We start from the raw sequence: 20342 nt of genomic DNA on the forward strand, positions 1-20342 counted from the left end.
ATTGCGGGCCTGCCTACCCCTGGGCCTCAAGCGCGCTGTCGCGGTCGCCCGCATGCTCGCGCGGGGGGCGCCCGATGACGTCGCGCAGGTCTTCGAGCTCGATGAAGTTGTCGGCCTGGCGGCGCAGCTCGTCCGAGATCATGGGCGGCTGGCTGCGGATGGTCGACACGACCGAGACGCGCACGCCCTGCCGCTGCAGCGATTCGACCAGCGGACGAAAATCGCCGTCGCCGGAAAACAGCACGATGTGATCGACCCGCGGAGCAAGCTCCATCGCGTCGACGCACAGCTCGATATCCATGTTGCCCTTCACCTTACGGCGGCCCTGGCTGTCGGTGTATTCCTTGGCCGGTTTGGTGACCATGGAAAACCCGTTGTAGTTCAGCCAGTCCACCAGCGGGCGGATGGGCGAATACTCCTCGTTCTCCAGCAGCGCGGTGTAGTAGAACGCGCGCAGCAACTTGCCCCGGCGCATGAATTCCGAGCGCAGGAGCTTGTAGTCGATATCAAACCCCAGCGCCTTGCCGGCGGCATACAAATTCGAGCCATCTATGAAGAGCGCGAGACGCTCGTCCTTGTAAAACATATCAAATCCTTTCGGCCGACAGGAAATGTCATCCTTTTCCGGTGTGGAAAGTTCTCTTGAGCGCGTGCAAGATATCGGCGGGTTTCGCCAAGGCTTAATTTCAAGCTCAACGCGGGGCAAGAGCATCGGTTGCCTTCTAAAGGTGGGTTACGTGACGACAGTTGAAAGTTTTCTGATCGCCTTGGGCGGAAACCTGCCGTCGGAGGCGGGCGCGCCCGCCGAAACGCTGCGCGCGGCGCTGGATGCGCTGGCGGGCGAGGGGGCCGAGCTGCGCGCGGTCAGCCCGTTTTACGCAACGCCCTGCTTTCCGGCGGGCGCGGGGCCGGACTATGTCAATGCGGCCGCCGAGATCGGTTTCGGCGGGGACGCGCGGGCCTGTCTGGCGCTGTTGCACCGGGTGGAGCAGATGTTCGGCCGCGAGCGGCAGCGCCGCTGGGGGCGCCGGACGCTGGATCTGGATCTGATCGCCCAAGGCGCGCAGGTGCTGCCCGATCGCGAGGGGTATGCCGCGTGGCGCGATCTGCCCGGCGAGCTTCAGATGACGCGCGCGCCCGATCAGCTGATCTTGCCGCACCCGCGCCTGCAGGAGCGCGCCTTCGTGCTGGTGCCGCTGGCCGATATCGCGCCGGACTGGCGCCATCCGGTTCTGGGGCTCAGCGTGCGCGAGATGCTGGCGCGGCTGCCTGCGGGCGACGTGGCCGAGGTGGTGCGCCTGCCATAAGCTGCTTGCACTTTGCGCGCCATCCGCATAAGGGAGAGGTTTCTCACGCCGCCCTGCAAATTCCGGAGGTCTCATGGCCCGCGTAACAACCGAAGACTGCGTTGACAAGGTTCCCAATCGTTTCGATCTGGTGATGCTGGCCGCGCACCGCGCCCGCGAAATCTCGGCCGGGGCGCCTTTGACGGTGGACCGTGACAACGACAAGAACCCCGTCGTCGCGCTGCGCGAGATCGCCGAGGAGACGCAGAACGCCGACGATCTGCGCGAGCGCATGATCGAATCGAACCAGACCGAGATCGAGGTCGATGAGCCCGAAGAGGACCAGATGGCCCTTCTGATGGGCGGCGAGGCCGACAAGCCCGCCGATGACGACATGTCCGAAGAGCGCCTCTTGCGCGAGTTGATGAAGGCGCAGGGCCAGGGCTGACCCCCCTCGGCCCGGCCGCGGGGGGCGATCCCGCGGCGCGACGGGTGCACCACATGATTACCGCCGACGATCTGATCGCGCTGGTGCGCACCTATAACCCCCGCTGCGACGAGAAACTGCTGCGCCGGGCCTATGATTACGGCCTGGCGATGCATGAAGGGCAAAGCCGCCACTCGGGCGAGCCCTATTTTTCGCACCCCATCGCCGTCGCGGCCATCCTAGCGCAACAGCGGCTGGGCGATGCAACCATCGTCACCGCCCTTTTGCATGACACGATCGAGGACACGCGCGCCTCCTATGCCAGCGTGGCCGAGATGTTCGGCACCGAGATCGCCGATCTGGTCGATGGCGTCACCAAGCTGACCAACCTTCAGCTCAGCAGCAGCGAGACCAAGCAGGCCGAGAATTTCCGCAAGCTGCTGATCGCGATGTCCAAGGACCTGCGCGTCATTCTGGTCAAGCTGGCCGACCGTCTGCACAACATGCGCACGATCAAGGCGATGCGCCCGGACAAGCAGGTGCAGAAGGCGCGCGAGACGATGGACATCTTCGCGCCGCTGGCCGGGCGCATGGGCATGCAGTGGATGCGCGAGGAGCTGGAGGATCTGGCCTTTCGCGTCATCAACCCCGAGGCGCGCGCGTCGATCATGCGCCGCTTCATCACTCTGCAGCGCGAATCGGGCGACGTCATCAGCCGCATCACCGGCGACATCCGCAAGGAGCTGAAAAAGGTCGGCATCGAGGCCGAGGTGATCGGCCGCGCCAAGAAGCCCTATTCGATCTGGCGCAAGATGCAGGAAAAGGATCTGGCCTTTTCGCGCCTGTCGGACATCTACGGCTTTCGCATCATCTGCGCCGATGAGAGCGATTGCTATGCGATCCTTGGCGCGATCCATCAGCGCTGGCGCGCCGTGCCGGGCCGGTTCAAGGATTACATCAGCCAGCCCAAATCCAACGGCTACCGGTCGATCCATACCACCGTTTCGGGGCGCGACGGCAAGCGCGTCGAGGTGCAGATCCGCACCCGCCAGATGCATGATGTTGCCGAGGCGGGCGTGGCCGCGCATTGGTCCTATCGCGATGGGGTGCGCGCCGAAAACCCCTTTGCCGTGGATCCGGCGAAATGGGTCAGCACGCTGGCCGATCAGTTCGACGCCGAGGACGATCTGGATTTCCTCGAAGCGGTCAAGCTGGAGATGTATTCCGATCAGGTGTTCTGCTTCACCCCCAAGGGCGACGTGATCAAGCTGCCGCGCGGGGCGACGCCGATCGACTTCGCCTACGCGATCCACACGCGCATCGGCAATGCCGTCGTCGGGGCCAAGATCGACGGGATGCGCGTGCCGCTCTGGACGCGCATCAAGAACGGGCAGTCGGTCGATGTCATCACCGCCGACGGGCAGACGCCGCAATCCACGTGGCTGGACATCGCGACCACCGGCCGCGCCAAATCGGCCATCCGCCGCGCCCTGCGCGAGCTGGACCGCGGCCGCTATATCAAGCTGGGCCGCGAATTGGCCCGCGCCGCGTTCGAGCATGTGGGCAAGCGCGCCACCGAGAAGGCGCTGACGACCGCCGCGCGCAACCTGCGGCTGAAGGACAGCGATTCGGTTCTGGCGCGTCTGGGCAGCGCCGAGCTTACCGCGCATGAGGTCATCAGCGCCGTCTATCCCGATCTGACCCCGCAGGGCGGCGAGGAGGTGGGCCGCGACCGCGCCGTCATCGGCCTTGCGCCGGACCAGCGCTTCGAGCGCGCCAAATGCTGCGAGCCGCTGCCGGGCGAGCGGATCGTCGGCATCACCTTTCGCGGCAAGGGCGTGGTGGTGCATTCCATCGATTGCGACACGCTGGGCGCCTACGAGGATCAGCCCGAGCGCTGGATCGATCTGGCGTGGCATTCCGGCACCCACGCGGCCGCCTATACCGTGTCGCTATGCGTCACGATGAGCAATGACGCGGGCGTATTGGGGCGAATTTGCACCTTGATCGGCGAGTGCAAGGCCAATATCTCGGACCTGACCTTTCTTGACCGGAAACCCGATTTCTATCGACTCTTGGTCGAGGTCGAACTGCGCGACGCCGAGCAGTTGCACAGCGTCATAAACGTGCTGGATGCTGACAGCGACGTCGCGCAGGTCGAGCGTCACCGAGATATGGCCCGTGCCGCCGTCAAGGGCGACACCTGAAGAGCAGGAGAACGCCGCGTTGGTCTTCAAGAGGCGAGACAGACGATCCGTCCCGAGGGCCATCCTAGCCTTTTTCTGGCCCAAGGGGGGCTGGACCCGTGCCGCGCGTTACGTAAAATTCCGTGTCACGCGCCTTCCCGATCCGCCGCACCGCATCGCGCGCGGCATTTTCGCGGGCGTTTTCGTGACCTTCACGCCGTTCTTCGGGCTGCACTTCCTTCTGGCCGCGATCCTGTCAAAGCTGATGCGCGGCAATATCGTGGCGTCGCTGCTGGCCACGTTCGTCGGCAATCCGCTGACCTTTCCGGCGATTGCAGCCAGTTCGCTGCAGACGGGGCATTTCCTGCTGGGCACGGGGGGGCGCGTGCCGATGGACACGCAGCACACACTGGCCGAGAAGATCCTGGGCGCCGGCGCGGATCTGCGTCACAATTTCGTTGCGATGTTCACCAGCGACGAGGCCCACTGGACGCGGCTCGCGGTGTTCTACAGTGACGTTTTCCTGCCCTACATGGTGGGCGCGATCATCCCCGGCCTGATCTGTGCCATTGCGGCGTATTATTTCTCGCTGCCCGTTCTTCTGGTCTATCAAAAGCGCCGGCAAGCCAAGCTCAAGGCGAAGTGGATCGCGCTCAAGCAAAAGGCGGCGGTGGACGATGCCAAAGCGTCACACTCCGGCGGCGCCGAGTGATCGCCGCTTGACGGGCGCCGGATTTGGGCGATCTGTTGAGGGTGGGCGCGCCGGGCTGTCACTGCCGCGTCGAAGCTAACGGGGGGATACATGATGGATCAGTCCAAACTGCGCCTTGGCGTGAATATCGACCATGTCGCCACCTTGCGCAACGCGCGCGGCGGCGCCGTACCATGCCCCGTGCGCGCCGCGCGTCTGGCCGAGCAGGCGGGCGCCGATGGCATCACCGGCCATCTGCGCGAGGACCGGCGCCATATCGTCGATGCCGATATTGACGCGCTGATGGACGCGCTCAGCCTGCCGCTGAATTTCGAGATGGCCGCAACGGACGAGATGCAGCAGATCGCCCTGCGTCACAAGCCGCACGCCGTCTGCATCGTGCCCGAAAAGCGCGAGGAACGCACCACCGAAGGCGGCCTTGACGTGGTGCGCGACGAGGATCGGCTGGCCCGTTTCATCGCGCCCCTGCGCGAGGCCGGCAGCCGGGTGTCGATCTTCATCGGCGCGGACGCCGCCCAGATCGACGCCGCCGCGCGCATCGGCGCCGAGGTGGTCGAGCTGCATACCGGCGCCTATTGCGATGCCCATGCCGAGCAGCGTTTCATGGCCCGCGATGCCGAGCTGAAGGCGCTGACAGACATGGCCGCCCACGCCCATTCGCTGGGGCTCGAGGTGCATGCGGGCCACGGGCTGACCTTTGACACGGTCGCGCCCATCGCCGCGCTGCCGCAGGTGGTCGAGCTGAATATCGGTCATTTCCTGATCGGCGAGGCGGTGTTTCTGGGCCTTGGCCCGGCGATTGCCGAAATGCGCCGGCTGATGGATGCGGCGCGGTGAATTACCTGCGCTATACCGCCGTGTTCCTGACCGTCGCGATCGGCGTTGCGCTGATCGTGATGGCGGCCAATGCGTGGCTGGACGCCGGTCTGGGCTCTTCGGCGCAGCTTCTGGCGCCTGCGATGATCGCCGCGCTGATCGAAGGGCGCGCCTTTGTCCGGGCCGAAACGCGCAGGCCGAACCCGGCCGAGGCCTGGAATTTCGCGATACTGGCCACGGTGCTGGCCGTGGCGCTGAATGTCGCGCTCAGCTATGCGATGACCGCGCTTTTGCCGGAATTCGCGCGGCTCACCATCGCGCCTTTCGGCTCGCGGCAGTTCCTGCTGCTGCTGGGCATCTATGCGCTGGGCTATCTTCTGTCCAACCGCTTCCTTCTGGGCCTTGGCGCGCGCAGCGAGCTGGAGGCGCAGGCGCGGCGGGCGGGGCTGGGCAAGCCGTGAGGCGGCCGTGATCCTGGGCATCGGCACCGATCTGGCCAACATAGAGCGGATCGCGCGCACGCTGGAGCGGTTCGGCGATCGTTTCCGCAACCGCGTTTTCACCGAGGTCGAGCAGCAGAAGGCCGAGGCGCGCGCAGACACCCCCGGCACCTATGCCAAGCGCTGGGCCGCCAAGGAGGCATGCTCCAAGGCGCTCGGCACAGGCCTGCGCATGGGCATCGCGTGGAAGGACATGGCCGTCAGCAACCTTGCCACCGGCCAGCCGGTGATGGAGGTGACGGGCTGGGCCGCGGACCGGCTGGCGCAGATGACGCCGCCGGGCCACGTGGCCATCATCCACGTCACCCTGACGGACGATCACCCTTGGGCGCAGGCCTTCGTCGTGATCGAGGCGCGCGAAATCGCGCAAGGCGCTGCCCGCACCGGCCACGGCGCGGGTTGACTTAAGCCCCCCTCGCGCCCATGAAGCGGCACGATCCACAGCATCCAATCGCACAGGCGGAGACCGCGCATGGCATCCGAGGCCAAGACAGGCAATCCCATCATCGAGACGATCAAGACGGTGGTGTTCGCCCTCCTGATCGCCGGCATTTTCCGCACGCTGTTCTTTCAACCGTTCTGGATTCCTTCCGGATCGATGAAGGACACGCTGCTGATCGGGGATTTCCTTTTCGTGAACAAGATGGCCTACGGCTATTCCTACGCATCCTGCCCCTCGATCGCCATCGGCCCGATCGACATCGACGCGCGCGACATCTGCGGCTTTCTCGATGGCGACAATTCGCGCCTTTTCGGATCCGAACCCGAGCGCGGCGACATCATCGTCTTCCGCCATCCCGTCAACCACAAGGATTTCATCAAGCGCCTGATCGGGCTGCCCGGCGACACCGTGCAGCTGATCGACGGCGTGGTGCAGATCAACGGCACGCCCGTCGAGCTGGAGGATGCAGGCAGCTTCGATGAGATCTACGAGCTTCAGGGCTCGATGGGCAGCCGCCCGCGCTGCGAAAACGGCGTGGTGGGCGAGGGCGGGACATGCAGCAAGTCGCGCCAGCGCGAGACGCTGCCGAACGGGCGGTCCTACAACATCCTCAACATCGGCGACCAACGCTCGGACGATACCGGCGTCTTCACGGTGCCGGAAGGGCATTACTTCTTCATGGGCGACAACCGCGACAATTCCACCGACAGCCGCTATCCCCAGACCGTCGGCGGTGTCGGCTTCGTGCCCTATGAGAACCTGATCGGGCGCGCCGGGCGCGTCATCTTCTCCTCGGCGGGCAAATCGATGCTCTATTTCTGGACATGGCGGGGGGACCGCTTCTTCAAGAGGCTCGATTGAAACTTTCCGCGGATCTGAAGGCGTTCGCCGCGCGGCTGGGGCATGAGTTTGCCCGGCCCGCGCTGCTGATCGAGGCGGTCACGCACCCGTCCATGTCCTCGCCCGGCCGCGCGGACAACCAGCGGCTGGAATTTCTGGGCGACCGGGTGCTGGGCCTCGTCATGGCCGAGGCGCTGCTGGAGCATGACCCGGATGCGGCCGAGGGCCTGCTCGCCCCGCGTTTCAACGCGCTGGTGCGCAAGGAGGCCTGCGCGGCCGTCGCCCGCGAGATCGACATCGGCAAGGTGCTCAAGCTGGGCCGCTCCGAGATGATCTCGGGCGGGCGCCGCAAGGAGGCGCTTCTGGGCGACGCGATGGAGGCGGTGATCGCCGCGGTCTATCTGGATGCCGGTTTCGAGGCGGCGCGCCGCGTCATCATGGCCCATTGGGCCCACCGCATCGACGCGGTCGAAGAGGACGCGCGCGATGCCAAGACGGCGCTGCAGGAATGGGCGCAGGCGCGCGGCCTGCCGCCGCCCAGCTATGTGCAGACCGCCCGCAGCGGGCCGGATCATGCGCCGGTTTTCACCATCTGCGCGCAGCTTAAGAACGGCGCCGAGGAAAAGGCGACAGCCGGCTCCAAGCGGCAGGCCGAACAGGCCGCGGCCAAGGCCCTGCTCGCGCGCCTGCTGCAGGCGCCCCCTTCTTGACCCTCTGGGCAAGAGCGCGCGGATCGGATAGGGCTGAAGCCCGCAATCACTGGACACCTGACGAATGAGCAAACGCGCCGGATTCATCGCCCTGATCGGAGAGCCCAATGCTGGCAAGTCGACCCTGCTGAACCGCATGGTCGGCGCCAAGGTCAGTATCGTCACCCACAAGGTGCAGACGACGCGCGCGCGCATCCGCGGCGTCGCAATCGAAGGCGACGCGCAGCTGGTCTTCGTTGACACGCCCGGCCTGTTCAAGCCGCGCCGCCGCCTTGACCGCGCGATGGTCGCCGCCGCATGGGGCGGGGCCGCCGATGCCGATGTCGTCGTCCTTCTGATCGAGGCGCATCGCGGCGTCACCGAAGGCGTCAAGCGGATCCTCGAAAACCTTGCCGAGGTCACCAAGGGCCGCAAGGTCGCGCTGGCCATCAACAAGATCGACCGCGTCCAGTCGCCCGCGCTGCTGGCGCTGACCAAGGAGATGAACGACCGCTTTGCCTTTGCCGAGACGTTCATGATCTCGGCCGAGAAGGGCCATGGCGTCGATGCGCTGCGCGAATGGCTCGCAGGCCAGATGCCCGAGGGCCCTTGGCTCTACCCCGAGGACCAGATCGCCGATCTGCCCATGCGCAACATCGCCGCCGAGATCACCCGCGAAAAGCTGACCCTGCGCCTGCATCAGGAACTGCCCTACCAGCTGACCGTCGAGACCGAAAACTGGGAAGAGCGCGATGACGGCTCGGCCCGCATCGATCAGCTGATCTATGTGATGCGCGACGGGCACAAGGGCATCGTTCTGGGCCGCAAGGGCGAGACGATCAAGCAGGTCGGCGCCGCCGCCCGCGCCGAGCTGGAGGAATTCCTTGGCCGCCGCGTGCATCTCTTCCTGCAGATCAAGGTGCGTCCGAACTGGCTGGACGATGCCGAGCGCTATTCGGAAATGGGCCTTGATTTCAAGGACGGCAATTGATGCAGCGCCCCGTGCTTCGTCCTGGCAAAAATACTCGAATCCTGCGGCCCGCCTGATGCGCCTGACGGCAGAATTCTGGGTGCATGCCTATCTGGCGCGGCTGCGTGCACAGGACATTCCCGCCTTTGTCACCGCCCATGGCGACGACACTGCCGGCGCGGTTCTGGTCAAGCTGAACACGCTGGACGGGCAGGCCACCGCCTATCAGCGCCGGTTCGATCTGATGACGGGCGCGCGCGCCTGGGACACGCTCATGGCCGGACCCGACGCCGAGGTGGATGCGGCCATCGCGCGCCAGCGCGGCTTTGACGCCGATCTGTGGGTCGTCGAGGTCGAGGACCGCGCCGGGCGCCATTTGCTGGACCAGCCCGGCCTTGCCGACTGAAGCGCTTGCCACGCCGCGCCGATCCGCGTTTCATTGCGCGCGGAAGGGGTAGGCCGGTATGGAATGGCGCGATCAGGGTATCTTGCTGGCGGTGCGCCCGCATGGCGAAAACGCCGCGATCATCGACGTTCTGACGCCCGGCCATGGCCGCCATGCCGGCGTCGTCCGGGGCGGCGCCTCGCGCCGTATGGCGCCTGTGCTGCAGCCCGGCGCGCAGTTGGACCTGACATGGCGCGCGCGGCTGGAGGATCATCTCGGCGCCTTCACGGTCGAGCCTGTGCGCAGCCGCGCGGCGCTGGTCATGGATGACCGTCTGGCCCTGTCGGGGCTGAGTGCGGTTACCTCGCTCCTGCTGTTTTCGCTGCCCGAACGCGAGGCGCATGCGGCGCTCTACCGGCGCACCGAAACGCTGCTGGATCTCATGGGCGCGCGCGATGTCTGGCCGCTGGCCTATCTGCGGTGGGAGATGGCGCTGTTGCAGGAGCTGGGCTTTGGTCTCGATCTGTCGGCCTGCGCCGTGCGCGGCAATTTGGCGAATGATCTGAGCTATGTCTCGCCGCGCACCGGGCGCGCGGTTTCACGGGCGGGGGCCGGCGAATGGGCCGATCGCCTGCTGCCGCTGCCGCCCTGCATGCTGGGCCATGGAAGCGCGCCGGATGCCGAGATTGCCGAAGGGCTGCGCACAACCGGATATTTCCTGCGCCATCACCTGGCGCCCGAGCTGGGTGACAAGCCGCTGCCGGATGCCCGCGCGCGTTTCATCGCCCGCTTCGATGCGCGCGCCGCGCAGGAAGAATGAGTATTTGTGCCAAGATGAAGCCCCGCCCGCGCTCCGTGCCCGCGACAGCCGGGGCCGCATCAGCCTGTCAGGGCGGCGCGGTGCACGAGGTGGAAACGGCCATCGGCATCCTCGCCCACGAGGCTGAGCGCGTCGACTTGCAGCGGGTGGGGCAGCAGCGGGGCAAGGACCGGCGCGAGAGCCGCGCATGTCTGCTGCGCCTCGCGGCGGGGCAGTTTGGCGGTCAGGGTCATGTGCCAGCGAAAGCAGTCCATCACGTGCGGATAACCCCAGCGGTGCAGATGGGCGATTTGCCGGGCCGTCAGCGCCGGTTTGAGATGGCGGGCGATCTCCGCCTCGCTTGGCGCGGCGCGAAAGGTGTCGAGCTGGCGCACCGCGCCTGATGCCAGCGCCGTTATCCTGGCAGCGTCGCCTCGTGCGACCAGCGCGACGAACCGGCCAAAGCAGGCAAGCTCGACGTCGTGCAGGGGGACAGGCGGGCGCGCGGTGCAGAAATTGGCAAGCGCATCGGTCAGCGCCGCCTCGCTGGCGCCGGGCGCAAGGCGGAAGGGCGGTTTGATCGTGGCGTGAAATCCGTAGCGGTGCGGCCCGGTCGTCAGCGTTTCGATGGGCCGGGGCAGGTCCGGCACGGACGCTCTGGCCGAAGGGGTGCATCCAGCCTCGATATCCCAGCCCAGCCATTCGGCGCCGAACCGCGCCAGCGGGCCGGGGGGCACCGTGTAGTAGATGGCATAGCGGCGGTAGGCGTCTGCGGGCATGGCGCGGCTCCGGTGGCGGTGGCCCGTCATCGCATGTCTGACGCGCGGCGCCAATGACGCGCCGCTTTGACAGGGGCGCGATCGGCGATCATACAGGCCCTAAGATCATACGTCAGCCAGGGAGAAACCGTCATGTCCGCCACACCGATCTTCGATGTGCCGCCTGCGCCTTCGGTCGAGATTGCCGGGGGTGCCGGGGTTTTCCCCGTGCGCCGGGTGTTTTGCGTCGGGCGCAATTATGCCGCGCATGCGGCCGAGATGGGCAACGAGGTGGACCGCGCGGCGCCGTTCTATTTCACCAAGTCGGCCCACGCCGTCATCCCGTCGGGCCGCGCCATCGCCTATCCGCCCGGCACCCGCGATTGCCATTACGAGATGGAGCTGGTGATCGCCCTCGGCGCGGATGCGTTCGAGCTGGACGAGGCGGCGGCGATGGACGCCGTATATGGCTATGCCTGCGGGATCGACCTGACGCGGCGCGATCTGCAGGCGGTGGCCAAGGAGGGCCGCAAGCCCTGGGATCTGGGCAAGGATTTCGAGAATTCGGCCATTCTGGGCCCGATCACGCAAGCGGGCGATTTCGGCGCGCCGGACGCGCAGGCGATCACGCTGGATCTGGACGGGCGGCGGGTGCAGGAGGCGCGGCTGTCGGACATGGTCTGGAGCGTGGCGGAGATCATCGCGCATCTGTCGCGCTATTATCATCTGGCGCCCGGTGATCTGATCTTTACCGGCACCCCTGCGGGCGTCGGGCCGGTGGCGCGGGGCAGCGTCCTGCGCGGGCAGATCGACGGGCTGGAGCCTGTGACATTGACCATCGAAGGCTAGCCGCCGGTCGCCGCGCCCTTGATCGGCGCGGCGACGGCCCGCTCAGCCCAGCAGGCGGCGGGCGATCACCTGGGCCTGAATTTCCGCGGCGCCCTCGAAGATGTTGAGGATGCGCGCATCGCAGAGGATCCGGCTGATCTTGTATTCCAGCGCAAAGCCGTTGCCGCCGTGGATCTGCAACCCGTTATCGGCAGCGGCCCATGCCACCCGCGCGCCCAGCAGCTTGGCCATGCCGGCCTCGACGTCGCAGCGGCGGCCCTGATCCTTTTCCCAGGCCGAGAAATAGGTCAGCTGGCGTGCCACCATGATCTCGACCGCCATCATCGCCAGCTTGCCCGACACGCGCGGGAAATCGATCAGCGATTTGCCGAACTGCTTGCGGTCCTGTGCGTATTGCATGGCCACATCGAGCGCCGATTGCGCGACGCCCACGGCGCGGGCGGCGGTCTGGATGCGGGCGCTCTCGAACGTCTCCATCAACTGCTTGAAGCCCTTGCCCTCTTCGCCGCCCAAGAGGTTCTCGCCCTTGACGTGGAAATTGTCGAAGGCCAGTTCGTATTCCTTCATGCCGCGATAGCCCAGCACCTCGATCTCGCCGCCCGACATACCGTCGGTGGGGAAGGGGGCCGCGTCGGTGCCGGGGGTTTTCTCGGCCAAGAACATCGACAGGCCCTTGTGATCGGTGGTCTCGGGGTCGGTCCGGGCCAGCAGCGTCATCACATGGGTGCGCGCGGCATGGGTGATCCACGTCTTGTTGCCGGTCACGCGGTAATCATCGCCATCCTTGACCGCGCGGGTGCGCAGCGCGCCAAGATCCGAGCCGGTGTTCGGCTCGGTAAAGACCGCCGTCGGCAGGATCTCACCGCTGGCGAGTTTGGGCAGCCAATGCGCCTTCTGCGCGTCGGTGCCGCCGCAGATGATAAGTTCGGCGGCAATTTCGCTGCGCGTGCCAAGGCTGCCGACGCCGATATAGCCGCGGCTGAGCTCTTCGGAGACGACCACCATCGACGCCTTGGACAGGCCCAGGCCGCCGAATTCCTCGGGGATGGTCAGGCCGAAGACGCCCATTTCGGCCAGTTCCTCGATGATCTCCATCGGGATCAGCTCGTCCTTGAGGTGCCAGTCATGCGCGTGCGGCTCGACCCGGTCGACGGCATAGCGGCGGAACTGCTCGCGAATCATTTCCAGCTCGTCATCAAGGCCGGTGCGCCCGACGGTGATTTCGGCCGAGCGCTCCTGCATCAGTTTCACAAGGCGGGTGCGCGCGGCCTGGCTGTTGCCGGTCTGGGTCAGGGTCATGATCTCGGGCGACATCAGCCCGCGCATGTCATCGGGGCCAAGGCCGATATCCTGAAGCCGCAGGATTTCGCCCTGGCTCATCGGGATGCCGCCGCCGATCTGCGACAGGTATTCGCCGAACGCGATCTGGTGGATCAGCGCCTCGACCTCGCCGAAGGTGCCTGCCTCGGTCAGACGGTCGGCCCAGGCCTGCATCTGGTGCAGCGCCTCGGAATAGGTGGCAAGCCACGCCAGCCCGTGCGCGGCGCACTGATGCTGCTCGACCAGCGTGCCGGAGACGCGGTCGCCGTCGGTCACGAGGGCCTTGAGATGCGCGGTGGCGTTTTGCAGCAGGGTCGCCACGGGCGGCAGGGCGGCGCGCGTCAGTCCGAGCAGATCTTTCAGAATGGTGCTGTCCGCCGTCATATCCAAGGGTCCATCATGTGCCATCGTGTCATCCTTTCAAACTTGCAGACGTCCTAATCACTTTGCAGTTGCAGCGCAACTATTGATACGTATTCATGCGCCATTTTGGATTAATCTTGCGCTGCAATTTTCCGCGAACTTGCCCTCTGCGGTGTTTATGCCCGATGGGGGCCGCGGGAATGCGCGGTCTGCTGGGGCCGCTGTGCCCGAATCAACCACACCACCCGGCGCTGCCCGGCAGGTTACGCGGCACGCGGAGTGCGGCGCTTTTCCGGCCAAATGCATGACAGCACGCGGATATTTGCCGCAATCGGGCATCTTGTGGCGCGCTTTGTCTTTCGTTTCGCGGGTTTGCCCGTATACTGCACCGCAGGCCGCAAAGGCGAAAAACAAAAGACCGGGGGGACTTTGCCGATGATCCGATCGGAACTGATTCAAAAGATTGCCGATGAAAATCCGCATCTTTACCAAAGGGATGTGGAGCGGATCGTGAACACGGTCTTCAACGAGATCACTGACGCCATGGCAGCGGGTAATCGGGTGGAGCTGCGCGGTTTCGGTGCATTTTCGGTAAAGAAACGCGATGCGCGCGTCGGGCGGAACCCGCGCACCGGCGAATCCGTTCCTGTCGAAGAAAAACACGTGCCCTTCTTCAAGACGGGCAAGCTCCTGCGGGACCGACTGAACGGAAAGTAATACATGCGTTATATTCGCTATGCCTCCATCGCCATCTTCGCGCTGGCCCTGATTCTCATCGCGCTGGCAAACCGCGTGATGGTGCCTGTGCGGCTGGTTCCTCAGGATCTGACCGGGTTTACCGCGCTGAACCCGGCGACCGAGGTGCCGCTGTTCGTGGTGATCTTCGGCGGCATTCTGGCGGGTCTGATCCTTGGCTTCATCTGGGAGTGGATCCGCGAGGCGGGCGAGCGGGCGGCGGCCGCACGGCAGGCGCGCGAGATGCAGCGCCTGCGCGCCGAGATCAAGCGCCTCAAGCGCGACAAGCACGAGGGCAATGACGAGGTCATCGCCATCCTGGACGACGGGCGCGCGTAGGCGCCATGACGCAAGACATCCGGATCAAGATGTGCGGGCTGACGCAGCCCGCCGACGTGGCTGCGGCTGCTGCGGCGGGGGCGGATTATGTCGGCTTCGTCTTCTTCGGCCGCTCGCCGCGCAACATCAGCCTTCGCGACGCGGCCATGCTGTCGCAGACGACGCCCGCCGCGATCACGCGCGTCGCGCTGGTGGTCGATGCGACGGACGCGGAGCTGGATGCGCTGGTGCAGGCCGTGCCGCTGGACATGCTGCAACTGCACGGGACCGAGGCGCCCGCCCGCGCGGCGCAGATCAGGGCGCGCTGCGGCCTGCCCGTGATGAAGGCGGTCGGCATCGCCGAGGCCGGTGATCTGGCGCAGATCGACGCCTATGCCGGTGCGGTGGACCAGCTCCTGATCGACGCCAAGCCGCCGAAGGGCGCGGCCCGGCCGGGCGGCAATGCGCTGGCCTTCGACTGGTCGCTGATCGCCGGGCGTGACTGGGCGCTGCCCTGGATGCTGGCGGGGGGGCTGACGCCGGACAACGCCGCCGAAGCGGTGCAGCGCACCGGCGCGCGGCAGCTTGACGTAAGCTCGGGCATCGAGAGCGCGCCGGGCGTCAAGGACGCGGACCTGATGCGCGCCTTCGTGCGCGCGGCGCGCGGCTGACGCGGCGCCCTTTTCGCTGGAAAATCCCCGCAGTGTCCCATATTCAACCGCATATGCGCATCACCGGGAGAGGCCAGCGATATGAACGATCTTTTCAACTCCTTCATGACCGGCCCCGACGAAAAAGGCCGCTTTGGCGATTTCGGCGGCCGCTTTGTCAGCGAAACGCTGATGCCGCTCATTCTTGAGCTGGAAGAGCAATACGAGCACGCCAAGACCGATGACAGCTTCTGGGCCGAGATGCAGGATCTGTGGACGAACTATGTCGGCCGCCCCAGCCCGCTCTATCACGCCGAGCGTCTGACACAGCATCTGGGCGGCGCCAAGATCTACCTGAAGCGCGACGAGCTGAACCATACCGGCGCGCACAAGATCAACAATGTGCTGGGCCAGATCATCCTGGCGCGCCGCATGGGCAAGACGCGCATCATCGCCGAAACCGGAGCCGGCCAGCACGGCGTCGCCACGGCCACCGTCTGCGCGAAATTCGGGCTGAAATGCGTTGTCTACATGGGCGCGCATGATGTCGAGCGGCAAAAGCCGAACGTGTTCCGCATGCGCCTGCTGGGGGCCGAGGTGATCCCGGTGACATCGGGGCGCGGCACGCTGAAGGACGCGATGAACGACGCGCTGCGCGACTGGGTGACCAATGTGCGCGACACGTTCTACTGCATCGGCACGGTCGCGGGGCCGCATCCCTATCCCGCCATGGTGCGCGATTTCCAGAGCGTCATCGGCAAGGAAGCCAAGAAACAGATCATGGCCGCCGAAGGGCGCCTGCCCGATACGATCATCGCGGCCATCGGCGGTGGGTCGAACGCGATGGGCTTGTTCTATCCGTTCCTTGACGACAAGGATGTCGGCATCATCGGGGTCGAGGCCGGCGGCAAGGGCGTCAATGCCAAGATGGAGCATTGCGCCTCGCTCACCGGCGGGCGCCCCGGCGTGCTGCACGGCAACCGGACCTACCTGCTGCAGGACGATGATGGCCAGATCCTCGAGGGCTATTCGATCTCGGCGGGGCTCGATTATCCGGGCATCGGCCCTGAACACAGCTGGCTGCACGAGATCGGCCGCGCGCAATATGTCGCCATCACCGACAAGGAAGCGCTTGAGGCGTTCCAGCTCAGCTGTGCGATGGAGGGGATCATTCCGGCGCTGGAGCCCAGCCATGCGCTGGCCCACGTGATGAAGATCGCGCCGGACCTGCCCAAGGATCACATCATCATCATGAATATGTGCGGGCGCGGCGACAAGGATATCTTCACCGTCGCGAAACATCTGGGCTTCGGCATGGACGAGGCGGACTGATACGCCACGTTATCTGAGTATTTTTGCGAGGATGAGGCATTACATTAACCTGATATCAAGGTTAATGCGTGCCTGATGCGGGGCGGCACAGGCTGGAGAGCCGATGGCCGCCCAATGTGAAGCGCCGCCACCCCTTCCGCCTTGCGAGTTTCGGGGGGCGGGGTGGACCATGTGACTTCATCTTGGGCGAAATACTCAAATCGACAATCGCGCCCCGCGCTGGCGTCAGCGGGTGGGCACGGGGGTGTCGCCGCGATAATCGTAGAAACCGCGCCCGGTCTTGCGGCCCAGCCATCCGGCCTCGACATATTTCGTCAATAGCGGGCAGGGGCGGTATTTCGTATCGGCCAGCCCGTCATGCAGCACGTTCATGATGGCAAGGCAGGTGTCCAGCCCGATGAAATCGGCCAGTTCCAGCGGCCCCATCGGATGGTTCGCGCCCAGCTTCATCGACTGGTCGATGGACCGCACGTTGCCGACGCCCTCGTAGAGGGTATAGACCGCCTCGTTGATCATCGGCATCAGGATGCGGTTGACGATGAAGCCGGGGAAATCCTCGGCCGACGCGGCCGTTTTTCCGAGGTTATCAACCACCTTCAGGCAGGCGTCATAGGTCTCGGTATCAGTGGCGATGCCGCGGATCAACTCGACAAGCTGCATCACCGGAACGGGGTTCATGAAATGGAAGCCCATGAATTTCTCGGGCCGGTCCGTGCGGCTGGCAAGCCGCGTGATCGAGATCGACGAGGTGTTGGATGTCAGGATCGTGTCGGGCTTCAGATGCGGAAGCAGATCCTCGAAAATCGCCTGCTTGACCGTCTCGCGCTCGGTCGCCGCCTCGATCACAAGGTCGGTTCGGCCCAGATCGGTGAGCTTCAGCGTGGTGCCTATGCGCCCCAGCGCGTCATCCATGTCGCCTTGGCTGATCTTCTCGCGGCTGACTTGCCGGTCGAGATTGCGATGCATGATCTCCATCGCCGCGTCGAGCGCGTCCTGGCTCACGTCCGTGAGCAGCACCTCGTAGCCCGCCAGCGCCATGACATGCGCGATGCCGTTGCCCATCTGGCCTGCGCCGACGACGCCGATTGTCTGGATGTCCATGTGACTGCCTCATCTGGTCATTTGCGGCACAATAGGCCCCTGCGCCGGGGGGCCGCAAGGGGCGGGGCGCATGCAAGAGCGTCTAAACTTTGCGGTGAATTCACCATTTAGCAATTTCTAAAGGGATTGCGGTGATTCTCCACCTTGGGTGAACTGAATGGTGGGTATCATGGCTTATGAAAAGCTGGGGGCGCAGCCTCTTGATTACAATCCTTGCCGCTACGGCACATCGAAATTGCTGTTTCGCGGACCGAAGCGGCGGCTTGAGGGGAATTATGCGGCATTCCTGGGGGGCACGCAGACCTACGGGAAATTCATCGCGCAGCCCTTTCCGGCGCTGACGGAGGCGCAGACCGGGGTGCCTTGTGTCAATCTTGGCTGGTCCAATGCCGGGCTGGATGTGCTGCTGAACGAGGCCGAGATCATCGCCGCCGCATCGCGGGCAGCCGTGACCGTGTTGCAGGTGCCGGGGGCGCAGAACCTGTATCCCGAAGTGGATTTTACCGAGTTTCATTTTATCCGGCACCTTCTGCATCATCTGGTGGAGGTGTCCGAGGACAGGTTTGCCGCGGTGCGGCGAGAGCTTCAGGAGGCATGGATCGCGCGCATGACCCTGCTGCTCCGCCGGATCGAGGCGCCCGTGGTGCTCTTGTGGATGTCGGGGCATGCGCCGCACCAAGATGCGAATGATCTCGGCATCGCGGCAGATCCGGCGTTCGTGACGTCCTCGATGCTGCAGGCGGTCAGGGGGCGCGCGGCGCGGCTGATCGATGCAAGCCTGAGTGCCGCCGCGCTTGCGGAGGGAACGGACGGGATGGTTCATTCGGAGTTCGAGGCGAATATCGCGGCCGAGTTGCCCGGACCTGCCGCGCACCGTGATGTCGCGCAGCAGCTTGCGCCCATCGTTACGCAATATGCCGGACAATGAAAAAGGCCCGCCGGGATCCGGCGGGCCTGTCACGTGATTGCGGTGCCGAAACGCTCAGCTGAGTTTCTTGGTCAGTTCCGGCACGGCGTCGAACAGGTCGGCAACCAGGCCGTAATCGGCCACCTGAAAGATCGGCGCCTCTTCGTCCTTGTTGATCGCGACGATGATCTTGCTGTCCTTCATGCCCGCAAGATGCTGGATCGCGCCCGAAATGCCGACGGCGACATACAGGTCGGGTGCCACCACCTTGCCGGTCTGGCCGACTTGCCAGTCGTTCGGTGCATAGCCCGAATCGACCGCGGCGCGCGATGCGCCGACGGCGGCGCCAAGGGCGTCCGCCAACGCTTCGATCATGGCGAAGTCATCCTTGCTGCCAACGCCGCGCCCGCCGGACACGACCACACCGGCCGAGGTCAGGTCAGGGCGGTCGGAGGCGGCAACCTTGTCTTCGACCCACTCGCTGAGCGCGGGATCCGCGGCGGCCGAAATCGTCTCGACCGAGGCGGATCCACCGTCTTCGGCGGCATCGAAGGTGGAGGTGCGGATGCTGACCACCTTCTTGCCATCTGTGGATTTGACCGTCTGGATCGCGTTGCCGGCATAGATCGGCCGCTCGAACGTGTCGCCATCGATGATGCCGGAGACGTCGGAGATGACCATCACATCCAGAAGCGCGGCCACGCGCGGCAGCACGTTTTTCGCGTCGGTCGTGGCGGGGGCGACGATATGCTCGTAATCGCCCGCAAGACCTACGATCAGCGCCGCGGTCGGCTCGGCCAGGCGGTGGCCCAGGGATGCGTCCTCGGCGACCAGCACCTTGGTGATGCCCTTGATTTTCGCCGCCGCTTCGCCAGCGGCAGCGGCGGATGCACCGCAGCACAGTGCAGTCACGTCGCCCAGCTTGGCCGCGGCAGTGACCGCCTTGGACGTGGCATCGACATTCAGTTCGCCATCAGTGACTTCGGCAAGGAGAAGAACAGCCATTATACAGCTCCCGCTTCTTTGAGTTTCGAGACCAGCTCGTCCACCGAGCCGACGATTTCGCCAGCCTTGCGCGCCTCGGGCTCGGCCGTGCCGGTGACCGTCAGGCGGGGCGTGACGTCGACGCCGTAATCGGCGGCGGTTTTCTCGTCCAGCGGCTTTTTCTTGGCCTTCATGATGTTGGGCAGCGACGCATAGCGCGGCTCGTTCAGGCGCAGATCGACGGTGACGATGCTGGGCATCTTGACCTTGATCGTCTGCAAACCGCCGTCAACCTCGCGCGTGACCAGCGCGTGATCGCCCTCGATATCCAGACCCGAGGCAAAGGTGCCCTGCGACCAGCCCAGCAGCGCCGACAGCATCTGGCCGGTGGCGTTCATGTCGTTGTCGATCGCCTGCTTGCCCGCGAGGACCAGGCCGGGCTGCTCCTCATCCACGATCGCCTTGAGGATTTTGGCGACGGCCAGCGGCTCGATATCGGTGTTCACGTCCTCGGAGGCGACCACCAGGATGGCGCGGTCGGCGCCCATGGCCAGCGCGGTGCGCAGCGTTTCCTGCGCCTGCTTGACGCCGATGGAGACGGCGATGACCTCGTCGGCCTTGCCCGCTTCCTTCAGGCGGATCGCCTGTTCGACGGCGATTTCGTCGAACGGGTTCATCGACATTTTGACGTTGGCAAGATCGACACCGCTTCCGTCCGCTTTGACGCGCACTTTCACGTTGTAGTCGATCACGCGTTTGACAGGTACGAGCACCTTCATTTGCATAATCTCCCTCAAGTTGACGAAGGGCCGCGTCGCGACTCTTCAGGAACGGCTTCCTCGGCGTTGATACAGAATTGATACTGGGGAAAACAGCGCAAAATCGTCGCGCTCGGCGCGGGCAGCGGCAGCGCGGCACATGATTGCCGCAGCGGGCCGCAAAACGCCGGGTTTATGCCCGGATAGCCGCGCCC

At 65.3% G+C, this 20342-nt stretch carries 24 protein-coding genes; 18 read left to right on the forward strand and 6 right to left on the reverse strand.

Annotated features, from left to right (window positions below):
* Window positions 1-13: 13 nt before the first annotated feature.
* Window positions 14-586 (reverse strand): LabA-like NYN domain-containing protein, encoded by a 573-nt coding sequence (locus DC366_RS03705; protein WP_108690881.1) that lies wholly within the window; start codon window positions 584-586, stop codon window positions 14-16.
* Window positions 587-737: 151 nt separating this feature from the next.
* On the opposite strand from DC366_RS03705, the gene folK reads away from it, so the two are divergent.
* The 12 genes from folK to recO all read left to right on the forward strand — a co-directional run bounded on the left by folK (window position 738) and on the right by recO (window position 10073).
* Window positions 738-1307 (forward strand): 2-amino-4-hydroxy-6-hydroxymethyldihydropteridine diphosphokinase, encoded by a 570-nt coding sequence (gene folK, locus DC366_RS03710; RefSeq protein WP_243405030.1) that lies wholly within the window; start codon window positions 738-740, stop codon window positions 1305-1307.
* 73 nt (window positions 1308-1380) lie between these two features.
* Complete coding sequence (gene rpoZ / locus DC366_RS03715; protein WP_108690883.1) at window positions 1381-1734, forward strand: DNA-directed RNA polymerase subunit omega; 354 nt, start codon at window positions 1381-1383, stop codon at window positions 1732-1734.
* Between the two features lie 53 nt (window positions 1735-1787).
* Window positions 1788-3920 (forward strand): RelA/SpoT family protein, encoded by a 2133-nt coding sequence (locus DC366_RS03720; RefSeq protein WP_108690884.1) that lies wholly within the window; start codon window positions 1788-1790, stop codon window positions 3918-3920.
* Window positions 3895-4611, forward strand: coding sequence for a DUF2062 domain-containing protein (locus DC366_RS03725; protein ID WP_341476680.1), 717 nt, complete (start codon window positions 3895-3897; stop codon window positions 4609-4611). Before DC366_RS03720 ends, DC366_RS03725 begins: the two co-directional genes overlap by 26 nt.
* A gap of 93 nt (window positions 4612-4704) precedes the next feature.
* Window positions 4705-5448: a pyridoxine 5'-phosphate synthase gene (locus DC366_RS03730; protein WP_108691321.1), complete on the forward strand. Its 744-nt coding sequence runs from the start codon at window positions 4705-4707 to the stop codon at window positions 5446-5448.
* Entirely contained in the window at window positions 5445-5888 is a 444-nt protein-coding gene (locus DC366_RS03735; RefSeq protein WP_108690886.1) for an ABZJ_00895 family protein, read from the forward strand. The genes DC366_RS03730 and DC366_RS03735 overlap by 4 nt, the downstream gene beginning before the upstream one ends.
* Window positions 5889-5895: 7 nt before the next feature.
* Complete coding sequence (acpS, locus tag DC366_RS03740) at window positions 5896-6330, forward strand: holo-ACP synthase (protein WP_108690887.1); 435 nt, start codon at window positions 5896-5898, stop codon at window positions 6328-6330.
* Window positions 6331-6399: 69 nt separating this feature from the next.
* Complete coding sequence (gene lepB / locus DC366_RS03745) at window positions 6400-7230, forward strand: signal peptidase I (protein ID WP_108690888.1); 831 nt, start codon at window positions 6400-6402, stop codon at window positions 7228-7230.
* A complete protein-coding gene (gene rnc / locus DC366_RS03750) occupies window positions 7227-7919 on the forward strand; it encodes a ribonuclease III (RefSeq protein ID WP_108690889.1) in 693 nt (230 codons plus the stop codon). The genes lepB and rnc overlap by 4 nt, the downstream gene beginning before the upstream one ends.
* 64 nt (window positions 7920-7983) lie before the next feature.
* Window positions 7984-8889 (forward strand): GTPase Era, encoded by a 906-nt coding sequence (gene era / locus DC366_RS03755; protein ID WP_108690890.1) that lies wholly within the window; start codon window positions 7984-7986, stop codon window positions 8887-8889.
* A gap of 52 nt (window positions 8890-8941) precedes the next feature.
* A complete protein-coding gene (locus DC366_RS03760) occupies window positions 8942-9274 on the forward strand; it encodes a DUF1491 family protein (protein ID WP_108691322.1) in 333 nt (110 codons plus the stop codon).
* Between the two features lie 58 nt (window positions 9275-9332).
* Entirely contained in the window at window positions 9333-10073 is a 741-nt protein-coding gene (gene recO, locus DC366_RS03765) for a DNA repair protein RecO (protein WP_108690891.1), read from the forward strand.
* Between the two features lie 59 nt (window positions 10074-10132).
* On the opposite strand, the gene DC366_RS03770 is transcribed toward recO, so the two are convergent.
* Window positions 10133-10831: a DUF1045 domain-containing protein gene (locus DC366_RS03770; protein ID WP_108690892.1), complete on the reverse strand. Its 699-nt coding sequence runs from the start codon at window positions 10829-10831 to the stop codon at window positions 10133-10135.
* 132 nt (window positions 10832-10963) lie between these two features.
* Here DC366_RS03770 and DC366_RS03775 point away from each other — a divergent pair, with 132 nt between their 5' ends.
* Window positions 10964-11659, forward strand: a complete 696-nt coding sequence (locus DC366_RS03775) for a fumarylacetoacetate hydrolase family protein (RefSeq protein WP_108690893.1) — start codon at window positions 10964-10966, stop codon at window positions 11657-11659.
* Window positions 11660-11701: 42 nt separating this feature from the next.
* Here the strand turns inward: DC366_RS03775 and DC366_RS03780 are convergent, their stop codons facing one another.
* On the reverse strand, window positions 11702-13387 hold the full coding sequence (locus DC366_RS03780; protein ID WP_108690894.1) for an acyl-CoA dehydrogenase family protein: 1686 nt from the start codon (window positions 13385-13387) through the stop codon (window positions 11702-11704).
* Between the two features lie 390 nt (window positions 13388-13777).
* Here DC366_RS03780 and ihfB point away from each other — a divergent pair, with 390 nt between their 5' ends.
* The 4 genes from ihfB to trpB all read left to right on the forward strand — a co-directional run bounded on the left by ihfB (window position 13778) and on the right by trpB (window position 16377).
* Entirely contained in the window at window positions 13778-14059 is a 282-nt protein-coding gene (gene ihfB, locus DC366_RS03785) for an integration host factor subunit beta (RefSeq protein WP_108691323.1), read from the forward strand.
* Between the two features lie 3 nt (window positions 14060-14062).
* Window positions 14063-14416, forward strand: coding sequence for a lipopolysaccharide assembly protein LapA domain-containing protein (locus tag DC366_RS03790; protein WP_108690895.1), 354 nt, complete (start codon window positions 14063-14065; stop codon window positions 14414-14416).
* Between the two features lie 5 nt (window positions 14417-14421).
* Window positions 14422-15066, forward strand: coding sequence for a phosphoribosylanthranilate isomerase (locus DC366_RS03795; protein WP_108690896.1), 645 nt, complete (start codon window positions 14422-14424; stop codon window positions 15064-15066).
* An 81-nt stretch (window positions 15067-15147) separates the two neighbouring features.
* Window positions 15148-16377, forward strand: coding sequence for a tryptophan synthase subunit beta (trpB, locus tag DC366_RS03800; RefSeq protein WP_108690897.1), 1230 nt, complete (start codon window positions 15148-15150; stop codon window positions 16375-16377).
* 225 nt (window positions 16378-16602) lie between these two features.
* On the opposite strand, the gene DC366_RS03805 is transcribed toward trpB, so the two are convergent.
* Window positions 16603-17478, reverse strand: coding sequence for a 3-hydroxybutyryl-CoA dehydrogenase (locus tag DC366_RS03805; RefSeq protein ID WP_108690898.1), 876 nt, complete (start codon window positions 17476-17478; stop codon window positions 16603-16605).
* 169 nt (window positions 17479-17647) lie between these two features.
* On the opposite strand from DC366_RS03805, the gene DC366_RS03810 reads away from it, so the two are divergent.
* Window positions 17648-18406 carry a DUF6473 family protein gene (locus tag DC366_RS03810; RefSeq protein ID WP_108691324.1) on the forward strand — a complete coding sequence of 253 codons (759 nt, stop codon included), beginning with the start codon at window positions 17648-17650 and terminating at the stop codon, window positions 18404-18406.
* A gap of 54 nt (window positions 18407-18460) precedes the next feature.
* Here the strand turns inward: DC366_RS03810 and DC366_RS03815 are convergent, their stop codons facing one another.
* A complete protein-coding gene (locus DC366_RS03815; RefSeq protein WP_108690899.1) occupies window positions 18461-19390 on the reverse strand; it encodes an electron transfer flavoprotein subunit alpha/FixB family protein in 930 nt (309 codons plus the stop codon).
* The gene (locus DC366_RS03820) at window positions 19390-20148 is read right to left on the reverse strand and encodes an electron transfer flavoprotein subunit beta/FixA family protein (RefSeq protein ID WP_108690900.1); all 759 of its coding nucleotides are present in this window, start codon (window positions 20146-20148) and stop codon (window positions 19390-19392) included. Before DC366_RS03820 ends, DC366_RS03815 begins: the two co-directional genes overlap by 1 nt.
* Window positions 20149-20342 lie beyond the last annotated feature (194 nt).

This window comes from Pelagivirga sediminicola (genome assembly GCF_003072125.1).
In the GTDB taxonomy this organism is placed as follows: Bacteria; Pseudomonadota; Alphaproteobacteria; order Rhodobacterales; family Rhodobacteraceae; genus Roseovarius; species Roseovarius sediminicola.